Source organism: Sphingopyxis sp., assembly GCF_019459305.1.
In the GTDB taxonomy this organism is placed as follows: Bacteria; Pseudomonadota; Alphaproteobacteria; order Sphingomonadales; family Sphingomonadaceae; genus Sphingopyxis.
Genome location: NZ_JAIBES010000062.1, coordinates 1 through 19,901, shown reverse-complemented (window position 1 = coordinate 19,901; position 19,901 = coordinate 1). Strand labels below are relative to the sequence as shown.

At 64.8% G+C, this 19,901-nt stretch carries 17 protein-coding genes; 8 read left to right on the top strand and 9 right to left on the bottom strand.

The features are described 5' to 3' along the window. Both K0M74_RS06830 and K0M74_RS06825 read left to right on the top strand, forming a co-directional pair. Nucleotides 1-499 (top strand): ATP-binding protein (locus K0M74_RS06830; RefSeq protein ID WP_293969573.1); only part of this gene is annotated, 499 nt, incomplete at its 5' end. Beyond that, nucleotides 496-795, top strand: coding sequence for a DUF1905 domain-containing protein (locus K0M74_RS06825; RefSeq protein ID WP_293969570.1), 300 nt, complete (start codon nt 496-498; stop codon nt 793-795). The genes K0M74_RS06830 and K0M74_RS06825, both read left to right, overlap by 4 nt. Here K0M74_RS06825 and K0M74_RS06820 read toward each other — a convergent pair. The 3 genes from K0M74_RS06820 to K0M74_RS06810 are packed head-to-tail and all read right to left on the bottom strand — an operon-like array spanning nt 782 to nt 2,625. Next, nucleotides 782-1,003, bottom strand: coding sequence for a DUF2945 domain-containing protein (locus tag K0M74_RS06820; RefSeq protein ID WP_293969567.1), 222 nt, complete (start codon nt 1,001-1,003; stop codon nt 782-784). The genes K0M74_RS06825 and K0M74_RS06820 overlap by 14 nt on opposite strands. 22 nt (nt 1,004-1,025) lie before the next feature. Then, nucleotides 1,026-1,424: a polymer-forming cytoskeletal protein gene (locus K0M74_RS06815; protein WP_088440143.1), complete on the bottom strand. Its 399-nt coding sequence runs from the start codon at nt 1,422-1,424 to the stop codon at nt 1,026-1,028. Nucleotide 1,425: 1 nt separating this feature from the next. Next, a complete protein-coding gene (locus tag K0M74_RS06810; protein WP_293969564.1) occupies nt 1,426-2,625 on the bottom strand; it encodes a M23 family metallopeptidase in 1,200 nt (399 codons plus the stop codon). Nucleotides 2,626-2,856: 231 nt separating this feature from the next. Here K0M74_RS06810 and K0M74_RS06805 point away from each other — a divergent pair, with 231 nt between their 5' ends. Continuing rightward, nucleotides 2,857-4,275 carry an isoprenylcysteine carboxylmethyltransferase family protein gene (locus K0M74_RS06805; RefSeq protein WP_293969561.1) on the top strand — a complete coding sequence of 473 codons (1,419 nt, stop codon included), beginning with the start codon at nt 2,857-2,859 and terminating at the stop codon, nt 4,273-4,275. 46 nt (nt 4,276-4,321) lie between these two features. On the opposite strand, the gene K0M74_RS06800 is transcribed toward K0M74_RS06805, so the two are convergent. Beyond that, nucleotides 4,322-6,592, bottom strand: a complete 2,271-nt coding sequence (locus K0M74_RS06800; RefSeq protein ID WP_293969558.1) for a TonB-dependent receptor — start codon at nt 6,590-6,592, stop codon at nt 4,322-4,324. Nucleotides 6,593-6,748: 156 nt separating this feature from the next. Next, complete coding sequence (locus K0M74_RS06795) at nt 6,749-8,122, bottom strand: glutamate--cysteine ligase (RefSeq protein ID WP_293969555.1); 1,374 nt, start codon at nt 8,120-8,122, stop codon at nt 6,749-6,751. Nucleotides 8,123-8,150: 28 nt separating this feature from the next. Here K0M74_RS06795 and K0M74_RS06790 point away from each other — a divergent pair, with 28 nt between their 5' ends. Further along, a complete protein-coding gene (locus K0M74_RS06790) occupies nt 8,151-8,369 on the top strand; it encodes a hypothetical protein (RefSeq protein WP_293969552.1) in 219 nt (72 codons plus the stop codon). Between the two features lie 278 nt (nt 8,370-8,647). On the opposite strand, the gene K0M74_RS06785 is transcribed toward K0M74_RS06790, so the two are convergent. Together K0M74_RS06785 and K0M74_RS06780 are read right to left on the bottom strand one after the other, a co-directional pair. Next, complete coding sequence (locus tag K0M74_RS06785; protein WP_293969549.1) at nt 8,648-10,651, bottom strand: proprotein convertase P-domain-containing protein; 2,004 nt, start codon at nt 10,649-10,651, stop codon at nt 8,648-8,650. Nucleotides 10,652-10,719: 68 nt separating this feature from the next. Continuing rightward, complete coding sequence (locus K0M74_RS06780; RefSeq protein WP_293969546.1) at nt 10,720-11,469, bottom strand: 16S rRNA (uracil(1498)-N(3))-methyltransferase; 750 nt, start codon at nt 11,467-11,469, stop codon at nt 10,720-10,722. Nucleotides 11,470-11,673: 204 nt separating this feature from the next. On the opposite strand from K0M74_RS06780, the gene K0M74_RS06775 reads away from it, so the two are divergent. From K0M74_RS06775 to ubiA, 4 genes are all read left to right on the top strand, one after another. Then, complete coding sequence (locus tag K0M74_RS06775; protein WP_293969543.1) at nt 11,674-13,656, top strand: TadE/TadG family type IV pilus assembly protein; 1,983 nt, start codon at nt 11,674-11,676, stop codon at nt 13,654-13,656. Further along, nucleotides 13,653-14,246 (top strand): TadE/TadG family type IV pilus assembly protein, encoded by a 594-nt coding sequence (locus K0M74_RS06770; protein ID WP_293969540.1) that lies wholly within the window; start codon nt 13,653-13,655, stop codon nt 14,244-14,246. Before K0M74_RS06775 ends, K0M74_RS06770 begins: the two co-directional genes overlap by 4 nt. 29 nt (nt 14,247-14,275) lie before the next feature. Beyond that, nucleotides 14,276-14,914 (top strand): hypothetical protein, encoded by a 639-nt coding sequence (locus tag K0M74_RS06765; protein WP_293969537.1) that lies wholly within the window; start codon nt 14,276-14,278, stop codon nt 14,912-14,914. Nucleotides 14,915-14,980: 66 nt separating this feature from the next. Beyond that, nucleotides 14,981-15,889, top strand: a complete 909-nt coding sequence (ubiA, locus tag K0M74_RS06760; RefSeq protein ID WP_293969534.1) for a 4-hydroxybenzoate octaprenyltransferase — start codon at nt 14,981-14,983, stop codon at nt 15,887-15,889. Nucleotide 15,890: 1 nt separating this feature from the next. Here ubiA and smc read toward each other — a convergent pair whose 3' ends face one another. Beyond that, entirely contained in the window at nt 15,891-19,334 is a 3,444-nt protein-coding gene (gene smc / locus K0M74_RS06755) for a chromosome segregation protein SMC (protein WP_293969531.1), read from the bottom strand. A gap of 304 nt (nt 19,335-19,638) precedes the next feature. Continuing rightward, nucleotides 19,639-19,901: thioredoxin domain-containing protein (locus tag K0M74_RS06750; protein WP_293969528.1), on the bottom strand; the 263-nt coding region annotated here is incomplete at its 5' end.

Below are 19,901 nucleotides of genomic sequence, written 5' to 3'. Positions count from 1 at the left end.
CCCCCCCCCCCCCCCCCCCCCCCCCCCCCCCCCCCCCCCCCCCCCCCCCCCCCCCCCCCCCCCCCCCCCCCCGCCGCGTTGCGCCGCCGATTATCAGGCGAAGGTCTCCGGCCCGCCGCTCGACCGCATCGACCTGCACCTCGAGGTGCAGGCGGTCAGCGCCGCCGACCTCGTGCTGCCGCTCCCAGCCGAGGGCAGCGCCGAAGTCGCGTCGCGCGTCGCCGCGGCGCGGGCGCGCCGGACCGCGCGCTACGCCGATCACAAGGCGCGCACCAACGCCGAAATCGACGGCGAATTGATGGAGGCGGTCGCGACCCCTGACGAGGCTGGACGCAAATTGCTCGCACAGGCGGCCGAGGCGATGCGGCTGTCGGCGTGCGGCTATACGCGAAAATTGCGCGTGGCGCGGACGATCGCTGACCTTGCAGGCGCCGCCAACGTCGAGCGCATCCATATTGCCGAAGCACTGAGCTACTGGCGGCAGGCGCCAAGGCAATGATGCTCACCTTCGAAGCCGACATCATCGAATGGCGCGGCCCGCCGCCCTATCTGTTCGCGCCCATCCCCGATCATCTGGTCGGTGAGGTTTATTATGCCGCGCGCGAAGCGAGCTATGGCTGGGGTATGGTGCCGGTGACGGCGCAGATCGGCACGACCGAATTCACCACCTCGCTGTTTCGACGCGGCGACACCTATGTCCTGCCGATCAAGGTCGCGGTGCAGCGCGCCGAGGGGTTGGGGCGCGGCGACCGGATCGGCGTCACGATGCAGATCAGCAGCGTCATCCGCCGCTGAGTTCGCTGCCGAGTTTGAGCACCTCGCGCCCGTCGATCATTTCGATCAGATAGGCGGGGTTGGCGGCCGAGCCGTTGCGGACGATCCGCGCCCCCTTGATGAGGCGCTCGACGCGCGTCTCGAAACGTTCGGTGATGCGCCCATGCGCTTCACCGCGGCCCCAGGTCCAATGGACATAGGCGTCGATGTCGAATTGGTGCGTGGTCATGTGATCCCGGCGCGGAGCGGGGTCAGATGCCCAGCGCCGACTTGTTCTCGACGACTTCCAGCGGCGGCGGGGCTTTGGCCACGCCTGCGCCGTGGCGGCGGTGCGCCAGCTTGCCGTCGACCTTGCCGCCGTTTTCGATCGTGATATTTTCATACACGACATCGCCGGTAATCCGTGCAGTGGTGTGGACGATCAGTGTCTTGGCCTCGATCGAGCCGTCGACCAAGCCCGCAATCTTCGCGGTCTCGGCGACGACAGCGCCCTTGATCTCGCTTGCTTCGCCCTGGACCAGGTTGGCGCATTTCAGGTCGCCGTCGATTTTGCCGTCGACGTGAAGGTCGACGCTGGCGGCAACATTGCCGGTGACGACGACATCCGATCCCAGGATCGAAAAGGTCGTGTGCCGCGCGCCGGTCGCCATCTTAGCGGGCACCCCGGGCAGTGATGGCACCGACTCGCTGCCGGGCGTCGTTTTTGACTTCGAGAACATCGGCTTTGGCCTCCAGGAAGCGGCGCGGGTTGACCGCGACGCCGTTCAGACGGACTTCGAAATGCAGGTGGCTGCCGGTCGAACGGCCGGTCGAGCCCATTTTCGCGATTTGCTGACCGGCGGCGACCTGCGCCCCGACCTTCGACGTAAAGCCCGACAAGTGAGCATAGCGGGTCATGATGCCCTGACCATGATCGACCTCGACGACATTACCATAGCCCGATTTGGCGCCGACAAAGCTGACGCGGCCGGGGGCGGCGGCAAGGATCGGGGTGCCGATCGGACCGCGGAAATCGAGCCCCGAATGCATCGCGGCGCCGCCGGTGAAGGGATCGCTGCGATAACCGAAGCCCGACGACATCATCAGCACGTCGGCGGGGTTACCCGACGGGACGGCGACGAGGGTGCGTTCGAGTACTTCCATGCGGAACAAGGCGCCTTCGAGCGCGGCGAACGACGCGCCGAGTGCCTTTGCTTTGCCCATGCGACCCTTGTACGGGACGAGCGGACCACCGCGGCCGGCTGCTGCGCTACGGACGATCGCGGCGGGGTTGAGCCCGAGCTGGGCGACCGCATCCTCGGCATTGGCAGCGCGGATATTGACTGCGGCAAGCAGGCGGCTGGCAAAGCGTTCCTGCCGCGCTTCGAGCCGCGCGAGCGCCTGAGCTTCGGGGGGCAGATTCGGATCGATGGCGCTGGTCTGCAGCGGTTCGGCTTTCGCGGCGGCGGCTGCGGCGGCAGGCTGCGCGGCCATCGCCTCGGCATCGATCCCGAAATGCGTTTCTGCGACGCCTTCGAGCAGCGCCTGGCGTTCTTCTAGGTCGGCGGCGGTTTCGGCGACGCGGTCGCGATATTGCGCGATACGCTTTTCGGACGCCGCGGCGGCGGCCTGTTGCTGCGCGACGGCGGCGCGTTCGTCGGCGGTCAGTAACTGGTTGATCAGCACGGCGAGCGTCGCGCCGGCCCAAGCGAGCAGCACGACCCCGGCAATCAGCGCAACGCGCTTTTGCCACACGGCGCTGATACGCAGGAATCGAACATGACCATGCGTGCGAATGAAGATTTCATGGTCCTGAAACAGCGCGCTAAAGCGCTGGCGCCAATGGCGCAGGCCCGTGGATTTAGATGACAAGTGGCGACCCCATCTTGTTGTTTTAAGGAGCCCTCCGCCCCGATTGATGGGCGCCTTAACAGGCCAATTGCGGCACGGCGAATCTTTGCAGACCGACTCGCGCCGAGTCGAACTCAACCTGCGGTGAACGGTGTCAAACGGCGAGAACGCTGCCTTTTTGGCGAGAAATCCGCTGCGAATCGCCAAATAACATTGACGGGTTGCTTACCAATTTTTGCTAGGGCCAAGTCGATGAATCCCATGGTCAAAACTGATCCGTCCGGCACTTTCGACCCGTCTGCGTCGCAGACCGTCAGCACGGTGCGCCCGCATTCGGCGGTCAGCGCTGGGGTGGGCTTTGTCGGCCTCGGAGGTTTGCTCGGCTACCTGCTGCTGGCGCGCTACGCGCCTGACATCGCCGCTTACGTTGGCATCGACTGGGGAGCGCGCGGTCCGATGAGCGGTCCCAATTCGGCGATCGCCAGCGTGCTGGCGTGCGGCATCCCGATGGTGCTGTGGTCGGTGTTCGTCGACAAGGTGCATCGCAATCCGTCGACCGGGATCGACTGGACGCAGCGCCGTCCGTGGCGCGAGACGGTTGACATCAGCCTGACCAAGCTCGCCGGACTGTGGGCAACCTGGGGGCTGATCGCGCTGATCTATGCGACCATGCGCTATTATTGGACGGGCAATTACGCCTTTTCGATGGGCCTGCTCGAACGGGTGGCGCCGTGGCTGCTGTTGGTGTCGGTGCCGTACATGCTGTGGCTCGACCGCCGCATGATCGAGCCGCGCGACGGCTGCTATCAATTCGGTCGCTGGCTGATCGCAAGCCCAAAGAAGGGTGGGCGACAGCCGGTCGACGCGCGTGCAATCGGCCATCATCTGCGCGCCTGGGCGGTGAAGGGGTTTTTCACCGCCTTCATGCTGTCGATCGTGCCGGGCAATTTTTCGGCGCTGGTCACCGTGCCGATGCGCGACGTGCTCGCCAATCCCTATATGACGGGGATCTGGACGCTGAATTTCCTCTATCTGATCGACGTCCATATCGCGACGGTCGGTTATATCCTCACCCTGAAACCGCTCGATGCGCATATCCGCACCGCGAACCCCTATGGCATGGCGTGGGTCGCGGCGCTGGTCTGTTATCCGCCCTTCATCCTGATGAGCGGCGGCCCGCTCGATTATCAGGTGAACGGCGCCGACTGGGGGCATTGGCTGGCGGGACAGGAGATGTTGCTGATCGTCTGGGCGGTCATGTTATCACTGCTCACTGCGATCTACAGCTGGGCGACGATGGCGTTCGGCATCCGCTTTTCGAACCTGACGCACCGCGGCATCATCACCCATGGCCCGTACCGCTTCACCCGCCACCCCGCCTATGTGTCGAAGAATCTGAGCTGGTGGGTCGCCGCGATGCCCTTCCTCGTCACTGCGGGCGGCTGGGTCGAGGGCGCGCGGAACGTCGTGCTGCTCGCGATGGTCAGCGGGGTTTATTACTGGCGCGCCAAGACCGAGGAAAAACACCTCCTCGCCGATCCCGCCTATGTCGCTTACTGGAACTGGGCGCAGGCCAACGCCTTTGTCCCCCGCCTGTGCGCGCGGCTGACCGGGCGCCAACGCCCGCTCATCCGGCTCGAACCCGACGAGCGCGTCGGACCGGTCGCCTGAAATCTTATCCTCCCCATGGTTTCGCCACAGGGAGGATGGAGCGGGCTCAGAACTTCACGCTGGCTTCGACCCCATAGATTCGGGGTTCGTTGACGTAGCTGGTGATGTTGTTGAAATCGATGCCGCCGGTCGGCGATTCGTCGTTGGTGATGTTGCGGACGAACCCCGCGACATCGAAGCGGTCGGTGCGATATCCGACGCGCAGACCACCCTCGATCATCTTGTCGTCCGAGAACTCGACCGCCTGATAGAGGAAGAACTGGATCTTCGAGCGGTAATACCAGTCTGTGAAGGCGTAAATCGCGCCGTTACCGACGGGGAATTCATAACCCGCGGTCCCGTTCAGCGTCCACTTCGGCGACTGCGGCAGCTGGTTACCGTCGATCGAGAAGATGCCTGGGCTACCCGGACGCGCCGGATCGAGCACGGTGCACGGCGTCGCCGAACCGCAGCCCGCGACGAAGGCGTTGGCGTCGTCGATCTCCGCGACATTCCACGCGCCGCCGATCGAGAAGGTGAGGCCTTTGGCGGGTGCCGCCTGCAATTCAGCCTCTATGCCATGGCCTTTTGCGTCGACGTTGAGCAGGCTCGCCACGTTCGACGTGCCGCCGACCGCGGTGAGCTGCAAATCCTTGGTGTCGAAATAATAGCCGGTGAGGTTGAAGCGGACGCGGTCATCGAAGAACGCGGTCTTGATCCCCGCTTCATAGGACATCGTCTCTTCCTGATCGGCGGTCGAGATCGTCCGCGAAAAGGTCAGGCGGCCCTGCACCGACGGCGCACGGTAGCCGCGTGCGACACGGGCGTAGAAGGTGAGGGCGTCCGACGCCTCATAGGTTGCGCTGGCGTCCCACGTCAGCAGCTTGCCCTTGACCGTGGCAGCCTGCGGCGGAACCGGTGTGTTCGGGCTGACCACGAAGGGCGGGCGCGTTTCGACCGGACGCGATGCGACAAAATCGCGCGTGTCGTGATTGTAACGCGCGCCGGCCTGCAGCTTGAAGCCGTTGTCGAACGCATAGTTGACCGAACCGAAGATGCCATAGGCCTCGCTGTCCTGGCGCTGCACGGCGATCGCCGACGGGGTTGCGTCGGTCGGGCCACCGAACTCGAAGCTCGAAATATCGAGCTTCTCGTCGAAGTAGAATGCGCCGAACTGGTAGCCGAGCCCGCCGCTGTTGTTCGACGCGATACGGATCTCCTGCGTGAACTGGTCGAGGCTGGGAACATTGTCCTGGCTTTGCGCCTGGAACGGGATGAGCCCCGGACCCGATACGGGCAGGAAGACCGCGCCGAAGCCGCCGTCGATGTCGCCGCGGCTGCGGAAATTGCCATTCCAATAGGAGGTGATCGAATAGGCGGTCACCGGCCCAAAATCATATTCGAGATTCAGTCCTGCGTTATAGGTGTTAAGCTTCTGGAAGTTCAGGCCGTCCTGATAAACCTTGTCGCGCTCGAATTCGGTGCCCGCGCCGCCGAGGCCAACGAGCTTGTTGCTGCCCGGTACCTGCGTGTTGGCGCGGAAGATGATCGCCGAACCGTCGTAGATGCGGACCTGACCGGTCACGCGGCCGGTAAAGGAACCGTTTTCATACTGCAGCTGCAGGCGCGCGGCGATGTCGTCATAGCCGCCCAGATCCTTGGCTTTCGTCGTCGCAATATTATCGACCCAATTGTCGCGATGCTGGAATAGGGTCGACAGGCGAACCGAGAAGCCATTGTCATCGGCGGCGCCCGCCGCGACCTCGACCTGGGTAGTGCCATAGCGGCCATAGCTGGCGCGGGCATAGCCGCCGGTCTTGCCGGGCTTGACGGTGTCGAATTTGACGATGCCCGCCGGCGTGTTGCGGCCGAACAACGTACCCTGCGGCCCGCGCAGCACTTCGACGCGATCGAGGTCGAAGATCGGGAAACCTTTGAGGATCGGGTTTTCGAGTACAACGTCATCATAGACGAGGCTGACCGGCTGCGAGGCGTTGAGATCGAAATCGGTGTTGCCGAGGCCGCGGATGTAGAAGCGCGGGAAGGTGCGGCCGAACGAACTTTCGATATTAAGGCTGGGGACTCGCCCCGCGAGCACGCGCACGTCGGACCCCGACGAAGTAATTGCATCCAACGTGTTGCCCGACAAAACGCTGACCGCAACCGGTACGTCCTGCAAGCTTTCTTCGCGGCGCTGCGCGGTGACGATGATATCGCCAAGGCCACTGTCGCTTTCGGCGGCGGGCGTATCCTGCGCGGCGGCGGGAGCGGCCCAGCTGCCCGCGGCGAGGATCGCGAGAACGGGGGCTATAGCGGTAGCGGGAGGAAAGTAGCGCACGGGCAAGCTTCCTGAAACAGAGTGACGATGGGAGATGCGAAAAACCAACTTCTCTTTGGCTTCCGGCGCGCGCGCGATCAATCGCGGAAGCGGGCGCTACTGACTTTCGTGTCAGCAGTGTTGCGCGATTGCTGCACTTTTGGGGCGAAAATACCCCTAGAAGCTGAGCTCGTCGTAGATTTTCGACAGATCGCCGCCCCATGGTCCTTCGTAGCGGTCGAGCAAGTCGTGCGCGGGAGACTTGCCGCTTTTGGCGATGCGGCGGAGCGGTTCGAGGAAGCCGACTTCATTGTCGCCCATCGAATTGACCTCGCCGCGTGCTGCCAGGCCGGCTGCGGCAATGTCGAGCACGCGGTGTGCAAGCTCGCCCACCGTGCCGCCGCCGGGAGCCGGGGCGTCGAGGCCTTCGCTGGGGACCGCGTCGCGCAGCGCCTGCTGCTCCTCAATGCTCCAGTTTTTGACGAGATCCCACGCCGCGTCGAGCGCGCCCTGGTCGTAGAGCAGGCCGACCCACAGCGCCGGGAGCGCGCAGATGCGGTTCCACGGGCCGCCGTCGGCGCCGCGCATTTCGAGGAAGCTCTTCAAGCGCACTTCGGGGAAGGCGGTCGACAGATGATCGTTCCAGTCGGAGATGTGCGGTTTTTCGCCCGGGAGCGCGGGCAGCTCGCCCTTCAGGAAATCGCGGAAGCTCTGGCCCGCGGCGTCGATATATTTGCCGTCGCGGAAGACGAAATACATCGGCACGTCGAGCATATAATCGACATAGCGTTCATAACCGAAGCCGTCCTCGAACACGAAGGGCAGCATGCCGGTGCGCGCCGGGTCGGTGTCGGTCCAGATGTGGCTGCGGTACGACATGAAGCCGTTGGGCTTGCCCTCGGTGAAGGGCGAGCTGGCGAAGAGCGCGGTGGCGAGCGGTTGCAGCGCCAGCGACACGCGGAATTTCTGCACCATGTCGGCTTCGGATGAATAATCGAGGTTGGTCTGGATCGTGCAGGTGCGCAGCATCATGTCGAGCCCCATGCTGCCGACGCGCGGCATATGGTCGAGCATGATCTTGTAACGGCCCTTGGGCATGATCGGCAATTCGGCGCGGGTCTTGTCGGGCCACATGCCGAGCCCGAGGAAACCGAGCCCGAGTTCGGCGCCAACCTCTTTCACCTGTTTCAGGTGGCGGCCGGTTTCAGCGCAGGTCTGGTGAAGATTTTCGAGCGGGGCGCCCGACAGCTCGAGTTGCCCTGCGGGTTCGAGACTGACCGTTCCGTCGCTGCCCGCGAGCGCGATCACCTTGCCGCCCTCGATCACCGGTTCCCAGCCGAAGCGGGTGAGCGCCATCAGCAGGTCGTGGATGCCGCCGGGCTCGTCATAGCTGGGCGCGCGATAATCGGCGGTGCGATAGACAAATTTCTCATGCTCGGTGCCGATCCGCCAGCGGTCCTTGGGCTTCTCGCCCTGGATCATCGGGGTGGCCAGTTCGTCGCGATGTTCGACGATGGGATCGTTGCTGTCCGAAGCGGTGCGCGTGCTCATATCGCGCATTTAGACTGTTCAGTACAGAATGCAATCGACTGTTGAAGGCGCCCGGTTTGACCAGCCCGCGCCGGTTGATCGTAACGCTCGGCCCCGGAACCATCGATCCCTTGGCGCGAATGCGAAGGAGGGTGGCATTGGCATCGACACCATCGGCATCGATCGTCGGCACCTAAGGCCAGCTGGCGCCGCCATCATTCGAAAATTCGAGATCGTCGGCCGCGTTCGCCAGGCTGGTGAGCTGTAGGTCAGTCCGCTGCTGTCCGCCGTAAAGCGTACCGGGCCGGGGCCGGGGGCATAGGAGGCGACGAACGGGCTGAGGTCTGACGGGATTGCGTCGGTGACGATGTCGCTGTTGTTCGCCGGGCGGTGCTGGCGGGCGCGGTGATGGTCAGGCTCTAATTGGCGAAGGCGCCGGGGATCAGCTTGGGGTTGATCAGGCCGTTCACGGGGTCGCGGTAGGCGAGTGAGGTCTTGGCGATCGACAGCGCCGCGACCTGCGCCAGTAGGGGCGATTGGGCAGCATCAATTGATCGTCACGTTGAAGGTGATCGCGAGCGCGGTGCCGGGCGCTAGCGTCGGAGCGGTGGCAGCCACCGTCGTGCCGGTGATCGACGCACCGACCGGATCGTTTTCGTCGGCGCCGCTGGCATTGTCGTCTTCGACTGTTGCCGCACCGGCACAGGTCGCGCCGCTGCGCAACGAACCGGGGACAAAGGTTGTCGTCGCGGGCAGCGCATCGGCGACGTTCACTGCGGTGGCGGTACCGCTGCCATTGTTGGTGACAAGCAGACAGTAGCGCATCGTTGCGCCGGGGATCGCCTTGGGGTCAGTGGTGCCGTTGGTCGGGTCACTGACGACGCTGCTCGTTTTGGAGATCATTAGATTGGCGGTCGGGCGGCAGAAGGTGATATCGTGGATCGCGGCGCCCTGCTGCCCAGGATCGGCGGGGGCCAGGCCGTGGCTGCCATAGGTGATGCTGATTGTATCGACCGGCGCCGAAAAGGTAACGACAACATTCCCATTGGCGCTGCCGTCAGCCGACGTCACGTCGCCATAAGCGCTGTTGCCGATGACATAATTGCTGATCCCGTTGGTCAGCGTCGGGATGACGGGTGCGCCGTTGAAGCTGCCGGTCACGGTCAACCGATCGGCAAACTGGCCCGCGGCATAGTCGATGTCGAAGACGCGGAACTGCGCTCCCGGTACCGCCGTCGGCAATGCCATCGTCGTCGTGATCGCGCCGGACTGGCTGGTGAAATCGGCAATCTGGAAGATTGAAAATTGTGCCGGAGAAAAGCCGCCGGTGACGACATTCTGCCGCGTCGGCGACTGGCCGCCATAGGTGGCGTTGTTGAGGAAGGCGCCGCCGCTTATCCCGATATTGAAATTCATCGTGCCGATCGCAGTCAGCGCGTAGCTGCCGCTGGTCGATCCCGCACCCCAGCTAACGCTGCCCCAGTCGTGGACCGTGCTGCCGACCGGGCAGACGAGCGTCGGCGGGGTGCCCGCGACGCGCGTTCCCGATACGATGAAGCTGGCGGTGTCATAATCATCCTCGCCCGCGGCGCCGTTGCCGGGGGTCGAGTCAAAGTCGAACGCCGACGAGGCGCTGACTTCGGCGATATTGGTCACCGTCGCGCCCGCGGTCGCGGTAACGGTCCCGCTGATCGTTAGGGTGCGGGTGGTGCCGGGCGGGATACTGCCGACCGTCCAGACGCCGGTGCTGCTGTTGTAACTGCCGAAACCCGCGGCGCCGGTAAAGGCGAAGCCTGCGGGTAGCATGTCCTGCACCGTCACCCCGGTGGCAGTCAGCGCCGATCCGCTCGCGTTGTTGACGCTCAGGACATAGTTGATGCTGGTGCCGAACGCTGGCGCGGCGTTGCTCACCGATTTTGTCAGGGACAGGTCCGCCGACGGTGCGATCGGCACCGTCGTCAGCGTCAGGTCGCTGCGCGTGAAAGTACCGCTGTCGCCGTTCAGCGAATCGCAGATGGTGAGCTGCCACGTTCCGACCGACCCTTGGCCGTTGAAGCTCGCGAGCGAGCCCGCGGGGCTGAAGGTGCGTTGATAGGGCGGCGCGGCGCTGGTGTTGTCATTTGACATATGGGCCGTGATGCTGGTCGCGGCGCTGTCGTCGAACAGGACGTTCAAATTGTCGGCCGAGGTGCCGACATTGGAGATCAGATTGACCACCGTGCCGGTTGGCGACACCAGGGTCGCGCGAATGTCGCCGCGATACGTATGTGAAAACTGGACGCCGATATTGACATCGGAGATCTGCGCGTTGGCAGCGACGGTGAAATTGCGCACCATCGGGCTGGTACAGGTGGTCGCGGTTTCGCTGATCGTGCCGGTGGTCGTATTGCTGTAGGTGGTGGTCGTCTGCGCCGCCGCCGGATTGGCGGCAAGCGTCAACGCCAGCCAGACGAGCGCCAGAAGGGCTCGGACAAACTGTGCGTGCTGGCCCCCACGCCAGCAATATCGGCTCTGGTCCTGCCGTTGCATCGGGCCGCTATGCCCGTGCATAGCTAATATGCGGTTAAAACCCGGTGCTAGGTGCAAATTGTGTCCGGGAACGAAACAGCTTCGCGCCTTCAGGCGCCGTCGGTCCAGTCGCCATGCCGCGCCATCCACAGGCTGATTGCGGCGATCGCCGCGGTCTCGGCGCGCAGGATGCGTGAGCCAAGCGCGATGCGCCGCACCATTGCGTTGGCGAGCAACAGGTCGCGCTCGCGCGTCGTGAAGCCGCCTTCGGGGCCGATCAGGATCGCGGCGGGGGCTGGGGCGGCCACACAGGAGAGCGGCACGCCCCCGGCTTCGTCGGCGAACAGCAAGGCGCGATCGGTGGGCCAGTCGGCCAGCAGTTGCGCCAGCTTGACGGGTTCGCCGAGCACCGGCAGCGCGGTGCGCCCGCACTGCTCGCACGCCTCGATAACCTGGGCCTCCAGCCGCTCGCGCCTGACGCGTTCGACAATCGTGCGTTCGGTAATGACGGGTTGCAACCGCGCGACCCCAAGCTCGGTCGCCTTTTCGATGATCCAGTCAAGCCGCGCCTTTTTGACCGGGGCAAAACACAGCCACAGATCGGGAACCTGCTCGATCGCCCGCGTCTGGCGTTCGACAAGGACGGTCAGCGACCGTTTGCCAACGTCGGCGACGCTGGCCAGCCATTCGCCGCTGCGGTTGTCGAACAACAGGATGGGCGCCCCGGTCTTCAGCCGCATGACTTTGAGCAGATAATGGGCGGCAGGGCCGTCGATCACTTGCGAGGCGTCGATTGACAACGGCAGATCGACAAACAGGCGGGGGGTGCTGGCAGGCGGCCAGGCGGGCGTTGCAGGCATAGGACGCGCGATAGCAGACGCCGATAATTTTCGCACCCGCCGCGTGCCAAAGGCCATATTGTCCCGATCCGGGTCAAACTGGCCGTTTTGAGCGAATATCGCATATCCGGCGATTAGCAGTTTGGTAAGCAGTTCCGCCCTAGTGCGAAGTACCAGCCACGCATCTGTAGTGGGCCGCGTGTCTGGACCATGAGGGGTTAGACCATGCGCGGGACCATTTTCAGCCGGCTGCGGCGGGGCACCAACAGGCTGTTGCGCGACAAACGCGGCAACGCAATGTTCCTGACCGCGGCCGCCGCACTGCCGGTGATCGGGCTTGTCGGATCGGGCGTCGATATCGGGCGCGCCTATATGGCGCAGCTGCGCTTGCAACAGGCGTGCGATGCCGGGGTTCTGGCCGGACGCCGCGCGATGGCGGGCAGCACTTACTCGACCGCGGCGCAGGCCGAAGCCGACAAGATGTTCGACTATAATTATGCTGACGGAGCCTATGGCAGCTCCGACGTGACCTTCACGTCGGTGGCGCAAGGCGCGTCGAGCGTTTCGGGTACCGCAACCGCGACCCTGCCGACGGCCTTGATGCAGATTTTCGACTTCGATGAGTTCGATCTGGCGGTCAGCTGCGCTGCGAAACTCGAGATTTCGAACGCCGACGTGATGATGGTGCTCGATGTCACCGGGTCGATGGCGCAGACCAATGTGGGCGACACAATCAACCGCATCACCGCGCTCAAAGACGCGACGATGGACTTTTTCGATACGCTGACGGGCGCCGAAATGGGCGATGGGCGGCTGCGCTTTGGCGTGGTGCCGTACAGCTCGTCGGCGAATGTCGGGAGCATATTGTACGCCAAAAACCCGTCCTGGCTGTCGGACAATGTGCTGCTGCCGTCACGCACGCCGGTGTTCAAGGTGGTTTGGGGCAATGCAACCACCGAACAGTCCGAGGAATATACCGACGGCAACACGACCCATGGCAATTTTTCGAACGTCAGTACGGTCAATGGCCAAAACAGCTCAACGTGCGGCGATCTTGAGCCGCCTTCCGACACGACGCCGACGCCCAGCGGTTCGCCCAATTCGAACCAGACAGCGCAATATGTCGATGGCAATGGCAATCGTATCACGACCTACGACACCAACCAGACCTATACCTATTATAACTACCGCTACCGCTGGGCAAACAGCCGGTGTCGTCTGCAGCGCCGCGTCGCGACCTTTACGCGTACCTATACGACCACGGTGACCGAAACACCGACGCAGTCGTTCGACAATAAATATACGTACCAGGATCGCGTGTTCGACGTCAGCCAGGCCAAAGCGGGATCGGCGATCGAGACCGACACGGGCGATTCGGGCGCGACTGTATCGAACACCTGGGGCGGCTGCGTCATGGAACGCGGTACCGAAGATTTCGGTCCGACCGATGCGGCGCCGGCCGACGCTCATGACATGGATGTCGATACCGCGCCGACAAGCGACGATGATACCAAATGGAAAGTGCTGATCCCGCAGATCGCTTTCCCGCGTGCAAGCAGCCCTGGCTCGACGCCGTCGACAACGGGATCGATCACTGTCAACAGCAGCAGCGTTTCGAGTAGCACCAGCACCAACGGGAGCTGGCAGAATTATTCGCGTTACTGGACGAACGGCTGGGGCGTGTGCCCGGTGGCAGCGATGAAGCTGACGACGCAAACCGCCAGCGATCGGTCGTCGTTCAACACATATATCCAGTCGCTGCAACCGCTGGGCGGTACCTACCATGACGCGGGGATGGTATGGGGTGTCCGGCTGTTGTCGCCCGATGGCATGTTCGCCGACGAAAATTCGACCGCGCCGAACAACCGGCCGATAAGCCGCCACATCGTTTTCATGACCGACGGCGAAATGGCGCCAAACATGGGCAATCTGTCGTTTCAGGGATATGAGTGGTTGATGAAGCGTGTTGGCGGGACAAGCGACAGCAATTTGACCACCCGCCACAACAACCGCTTCGCGCAATTGTGCGAAAGGGCGAAGGCAAAGAATATCACCGTCTGGGTGGTTAGCTTTGGCGTGTCCCTGAATAGTTCGCTCACCAATTGTGCGACGCCGGGCAAGGCCTATCAGGCGAATAATGCGGCGCAGCTCAACGAGAATTTTCAGGCGATCGCCCGGCAAATCTCGAAACTGCGGTTGTCGCAATGACGCGCCGGTCGTTCCTCCATTGCCTGCGCCGCAACGAAAGCGGCAATGCAATCGTCGAGTTTGCGCTGACCGCGCCGCTGTTTCTGCTCATCCTGATGGGGATCTTTGACTTTTCGTGGCAGATTTACGGCAAGCAAGTGTTGCAGGGGGCGGTGAGCAAGGCGGCGCGAGATGCGACGTTGGAGGGCAATGCGCTCAACCAGGCTGCGCTTGACGAAAAGGTCCGCCAAAAGGTGCTCAACGTGTTCAAGAACGGCGAAGTTACCTTCGTCCGCAAGGCGTATGACAGCTATAGCGAAGTGGGGCAGCCAGAAGCCTTTACCGATTCGAACGGCAACAGTCAGTATGACAGCGGCGAATGTTTCGAGGACGTCAATGGCAATGCCAGCTGGGACGCCGACCGCGGCCAGACTGGCAATGGCGGCGCCGAAGATGTCGTCTTGTACACGGCGACGCTCGAAATCGACCGCGTCCTGCCGGTATGGAGAATGCTGGGCCAGTCGCAGCAGAGTTCGATGACGGCGACCACTGTGCTGCGCAACCAGCCTTATAATGCTGCGACATCGACCAAGCAGGTGATTTGCTCATGATCGCTCTTCTGCAACGAGCCCGCCGACGGATGCGCGCTGAATTCCTTCGCCTGGCACACGACAGCGGCGCTGTGGTCATGATCGAAATGGCCTTCTGCATTCCGCTTCTTGTCATCGTCGGTTTTGCCGGCATTGAGCTTGCCAATCTGACGATGTCGCATACGCGCGTCAGCCAGATCGGGCTGAGTGCGGCCGACAACGCGTCGCGCATTGCCTTTGGCAGCAATTTGTCGCTGCCGCGCGTGCGCGAGATCGATATCAACGAGGTTTTTACTGGGGTCGAAGAACAGGCGCGCGGGATGAATTTTCGCACCAACGGGCGTGTGATTCTGTCGAGCCTTGAGCGCAATGCCGATGGCGGCCAGTGGATTCATTGGCAGCGTTGCTACGGCGATCTCGACATCGATTCGGCTTATGGTCCGCAAGGCACAGGCGCGACCGGAACCGGTTTTCCCGGCATGGGTGACGCGGGGCGCGAAGTGACAGCTGCTGCTGGTACGGCGGTGATGTTTGTCGAAATCTTCTACGACTATCAGCCGATGGTCGGCGCCGAATGGTTCGGTACACCGCGGATCAGGTCGACGGCGGCATTTAATATCCGCGAGGGACGCGACCTGTCGCAAATTTATAACCCGGCTCCCGCAGCGGCGGTTTCCAGCTGCGACTAATCGCCCGGTCAAACAACCGATAAGCATTTATTGGTGGCGCGGCGGCTGCTACACGCGCCGCTGCCGATGACCGCCACCCACCCTCCCGACAGCCAGCTGCGTGGCTTTGTGGCGCTCCTGCCCGCCGCGGCGCGGCCGTATGCGCTGCTCGCCCGGTTCGATCGCCCGATCGGCTGGTGGCTGCTTTACTGGCCCTGCGCTTTCGGCTTGGCGCTCGGCGGCGGCGCGATCAGCCACTGGCCGTTGTTTCTGTGGCTGCTGGTCGGCGCAATTGCGATGCGCGGTGCGGGCTGTGTCTATAATGATATCGTCGACCGCGGCCTTGACGCGCAGGTCGCACGCACGGCGTCGCGACCGGTGGCGAGCGGGGTGGTGTCGGTGCGCAATGCCGCGCTGTGGGCGGTGCTGTTGTCGTTCGTCGGCCTGCTCGTGCTGCTCCAGCTGCCATGGTCCGCGCAGATCGTTGCGCTCGCCAGCCTGATCCTCGTCGCAGGCTATCCCTTCATGAAGCGCATCACCTGGTGGCCGCAGGCGTGGCTGGGGCTGGTGTTCAGCTGGGGCGCGCTCGTCGCCTGGGTTGCGGTCGGCGGCGGCGAGGGGATGGCGCTGCCGTTGCTCTATGCCGGCTGCATCGCGTGGGTGATCGGCTATGACACCATTTATGCGCTACAGGATATCGAGGACGATATGCTGATCGGGGTCAAGTCGAGCGCCCGTGCAATGGGCCGCCATGTGAAGGGCGGCGTTGCGCTTTGTTACAGTTTTGCGCTCGCCTGCTGGGGCGGCGCATTGTGGGCGGTGCGACCCGACCCGCTGGTGCTGATTGCGCTGCTCCCTGCGGCAGTACATTTCACGGGTCAGGTGGTGACACTCGATCCCGCCAACGGCGAGGATGCGCTGTCGAAATTCCGCAGTAATCGATTTGCAGGGCTGCTGACTTTTGCCGCGATGCTGGTCGTGGGGATGGCGCCCTAGCTCATTCCGCCGCGAGCAATTCCTCGGCCGCGCCCAGGTCGACCGACACCAGGCGGCTGACGCCCTTTTCGATCATCGTCACCCCGAACAGCCGGTGCATGCGCGCCATCGTCACCGCATTGTGGGTGACGATCAGATAGCGGGTGTTGGTTTCGCGCGTCATGCGGTCAAGCAGGTCGCAGAAGCGCTCGATATTGGCGTCGTCGAGCGGTGCGTCGACTTCGTCGAGGACGCAGATCGGCGCTGGGTTGGTCAGGAACAGGCCGAAGATCAGCGCGACCGCGGTCAGCGCCTGCTCGCCCCCCGATAAAAGGGTGAGCGTGCCGAGGCGTTTGCCCGGCGGCTGCGCCATGATTTCGAGTCCAGCCTCGAGCGGGTCGTCCGAATCGACGAGTTCGAGATGCGCCTGTCCACCGTCGAACAGCGTCGTGAACAGCCGCTGGAAATGGCCGTTAACGGTCTCGAACGCGGCGAGCAGGCGGACGCGGCCTTCGCGGTTCAGATTGCCGATCGACCCGCGCAGCCGGTGGACGGCCTGGGTCAATTCCTCGATCTCGGCGGCGCTTTTTTCGCGCTCTGTGTCGAGCTCGATCAGCTCGTCGGCGGCGACCAGGTTGACCGGACCGAGCCGCTCGCGGTCGGCGATCAGCCGATCGTGCTGCGCTGATTCCTGTCCCGCATCGGACACGCTCTCGCCGTCAAACCCGGCCTTTTGCGGCAGCAATGGCGGCGGGCATTCGAAGCGTTCGCCCGACAGGCGGCCCATCTCGATCCGGCGCAGCTCGGCATTTTCGGACCGCGCGATCGCCCCGGCGCGGGTTTCGCGCGCCGCGGCGACGCGTTCGCGGATCGCGCTGAGTGCGGTTTCGGCTTCGCGCAGCGCGGCTTCGGCGGCGCGCTCCTGTGCTTCGGCAGCGGCGACCTTGTCGCATAGCGCCGCCTGCTGCGCTTCGGCGGCGGCGCGCTGTTCGGCGAGCTTAGCCGGGACGTCGGCGAGTTTCGCGGCTTCGGCGGCCAGCGCGTCGGCGCGCTTGTCCATCTCGGTGACGCGACGCGCGGCTTCGCCCGCGCGCGCCTTCCAGCTCTTGATTTCGGCGGTGACGACCGCCTGCCGTTCGCTCAGGCTCGCGAGGCTACGTTCGTGCGCGGTCAGCGCTTCGCGGGCGCTGTTGGCGTCGCCTCGCGCGCGTTCGGCGGCCTGCTCCTCAGCATCGAGCGCGGCGCGCGCGATGCTGTCGTCGGGCAGCGCCGCGAGCGCCGCTTCCTGCGCTGCCAGCGCATCGGCGGCTTCCTTCGCCGCGGCAGCGATCTCGCCGAGCCGCCGGTCGTACAGCGCTGCGGCGTCGCGATGCCGGTCCAACGCCGCCTGCGCCTGGTCGGCGGCGCGCAGCGCGGTGCGACGCGTTTCGTCGGCCTGCGCCAGTGCTTTCCGCGCAGCGGCGGCGGCTTCGGTCAGTTCGGCGGCTTTAGCAGCGGCGGCAATGCGGCGGTCGCGCAGTTCCTGCACGCCCAGCTCCACCTGCGGGCGCTGCGCCGCCAGCGCGTCGAGGCGGTTCTGGCGTTGCAGCCTTTCGGTTGCGGTGGCGCCGTCACCGCGCGCGACAAAACCGTCCCAGCGGCGCATCACGCCGCCCATCGTGACGAGCCGTTGGCCGACTGCAAGCGGCTGGCCGCCGTCGGTGTCGGCGACCGCGACTTGCGCGAGACGGCGAGCGAGTGCGGCAGGCGCTGTCACGAAACCGGCGAGCGGCTGGGTGTCGGTCGGCAGCGCGGGGTCATCGGTTCGCGTCTCGGCGCCGCCCCAACTGCGCGCTGCGCCTCCGTCGGTCCCGGCATCGAGATCGTCGCCCAAGGCGGCGGCGAGCGCGGCCTCATAGCCCGGCGCGACGCGCAGCTGGTCAAGGATGCGGTCTTCGTCGCGGCGTCCGGCGGCCAGCGCGCGTTCGAGCGTCGCGGCCTCGCCGTCGAGCGCGGCCAGCGCCGTGCGCGCTTCTGCCAGTCCCGCTTCGACCCCGGCGAGATCGGCGGCGGTCGCTTCGCGGTTGGCTTCGGCATTTTGCAGCGTGGTTTCGGCGGCGGCGATCGCGGTTTCGGCGGCTTCGGCGGCGTTCAGGCTGTCAGCATGGGCCGCCGCTAGCGTGATGCCGTCGCCCAGCGCGGCAATTTCGGCGTCAATGCGCGCCTTGTCGGCAGCAATCCGGCGGACCGCGGCGTCGGCGCTGTCGCGGGCCGATGCCGCGATGCGGCGATCGGCGGCCTCGCTCGCCGCTTGTGCGCGCGCCTGCGCCAGCGCGACCTCGGCATCACGGAGCCGGGCCTGCGCGGCGAGGTTGGCGTCGGCGAGCGCCGCCTTGCCCCCGCTGTGCGCGGCGATGGCCTGCGCCAGCGATTTGGTCTCCGCATCGAGCGCGGTCAGGGCGCCATGCGCTTCGCGGGCCAGTTCGCCTTCGCGGTCCCGGTCATCGGCGAGGCGCGTCTGCTGCGCCGCCAGATCGTCGAGGCGTTGGTGCGCGGCGCGCTCCTCGCCCTGCAGCCGGACCTGCGTCGCGGTCACTGCGGCGAGCGCGTCGCGCTGAGCCTGCGCGTCATGTCGTGCAGCGGCGACGCGGGTCGCGACCTCGGTCTGCGCGGCGGAGACGGTTTCCAGTTCGTGTTGAGCGGTCTTGACCGCCGCCTCGGCCGCATCACTGTCGCGACGCGCCTGATCGGCGGCGGCGGCGGCGTCGCGCCAGCGCGCATAGATCAGCCGCGCTTCGGCAATGCGGATCTCGTCGCTCAGCTTCTTGTATTTCTCCGCCGCGCGCGCCTGCCGCCGCAGCGCATTGGCACGCACTTCCATATCGGCGGTGATTTCGGACAAGCGCGTCAGATTGGTTTCGGTCGCGCGTAATTTCTGTTCGGCGTCCTTGCGGCGGACATGCAGTCCGGCGATCCCGGCGGCTTCCTCCAGCATCGCGCGGCGGTCGGTCGGCTTGGCGGCGATGACGTTGGCGATCTTGCCCTGGCTGACCAGTGCCGGGCTGTGCGCGCCGGTCGCGGCATCGGCAAAGATCAATGCGACGTCCTTGGCGCGCACGTCGCGGCCATTGGCGCGATAGGCTGATCCGGTACCCCGTTCGATGCGGCGGATGACCTCCAGATCGTCGCCGTCGCCGCCATCGGAGAGCCCCGCGACGAGTGCGCCTTCGGTATCGCAATGGAGCGCGACCTCGGCAAAATCGCGCGCCGGTCGCGATGCGGTGCCAGCGAAGATGACGTCTTCCATGCCGCCGCCGCGCATCGATTTGGGGCTGGATTCGCCCATCACCCAGCGAATCGCTTCGAGTAGGTTCGACTTGCCGCAGCCGTTCGGCCCGACGACGCCGGTCAGCCCGGGCTCGATGCGCAGTTCGGTGGGTTCGACGAAGGATTTGAAACCGGTGAGGCGCAGGCGTTTTATCTGCACGAGGGTACCCCGTGCAGTCTGTCGAATCGCGGATGTTGCAACGCTGCTGTCACATATCCCCCCAAGCTGCCGTCATGCCGCGCGGGCGGGGGAGTCGCAAGGGGGTCAATATTCCTCCCTGTGCCGCAGGCATGGGGAGGTGGCAGCGCCCTTCGGCTGCCTTGCCGGCGCGCAGGATAAACTGCGCCGGAGGCGCAGCGCTGACGGAGGGGCTTGTGGCGCAGGGTCGCAACGCCCCTCCGCCACTTGCTTCGCAAGCGGTCCCCCTCCCCATCGCTTCGCGACGGAGAGGATTTCGATTGCGTCAGCGCGCGCCCATTGTGCGCAGGCGGTCGCGGAGCGGACCCCAGGTGTTGATGCCTTCGACGACCTGGCCGTTGAGCACGAACGTCGGGGTGCCGGTGATCTGATATTTCTCGACCCCCGCATTGGTGCCCTTTTCGATCGCCGACACATTGTCGACCTTGGTCAGGCACGCCTGGATCGTCGCGGCGGGGGCGCCCCGCTGCTGGTAGAATTTATCGATTCCCCCACCCGTGGCCGGCCCGGGAAAACCCAGTCTGCAGG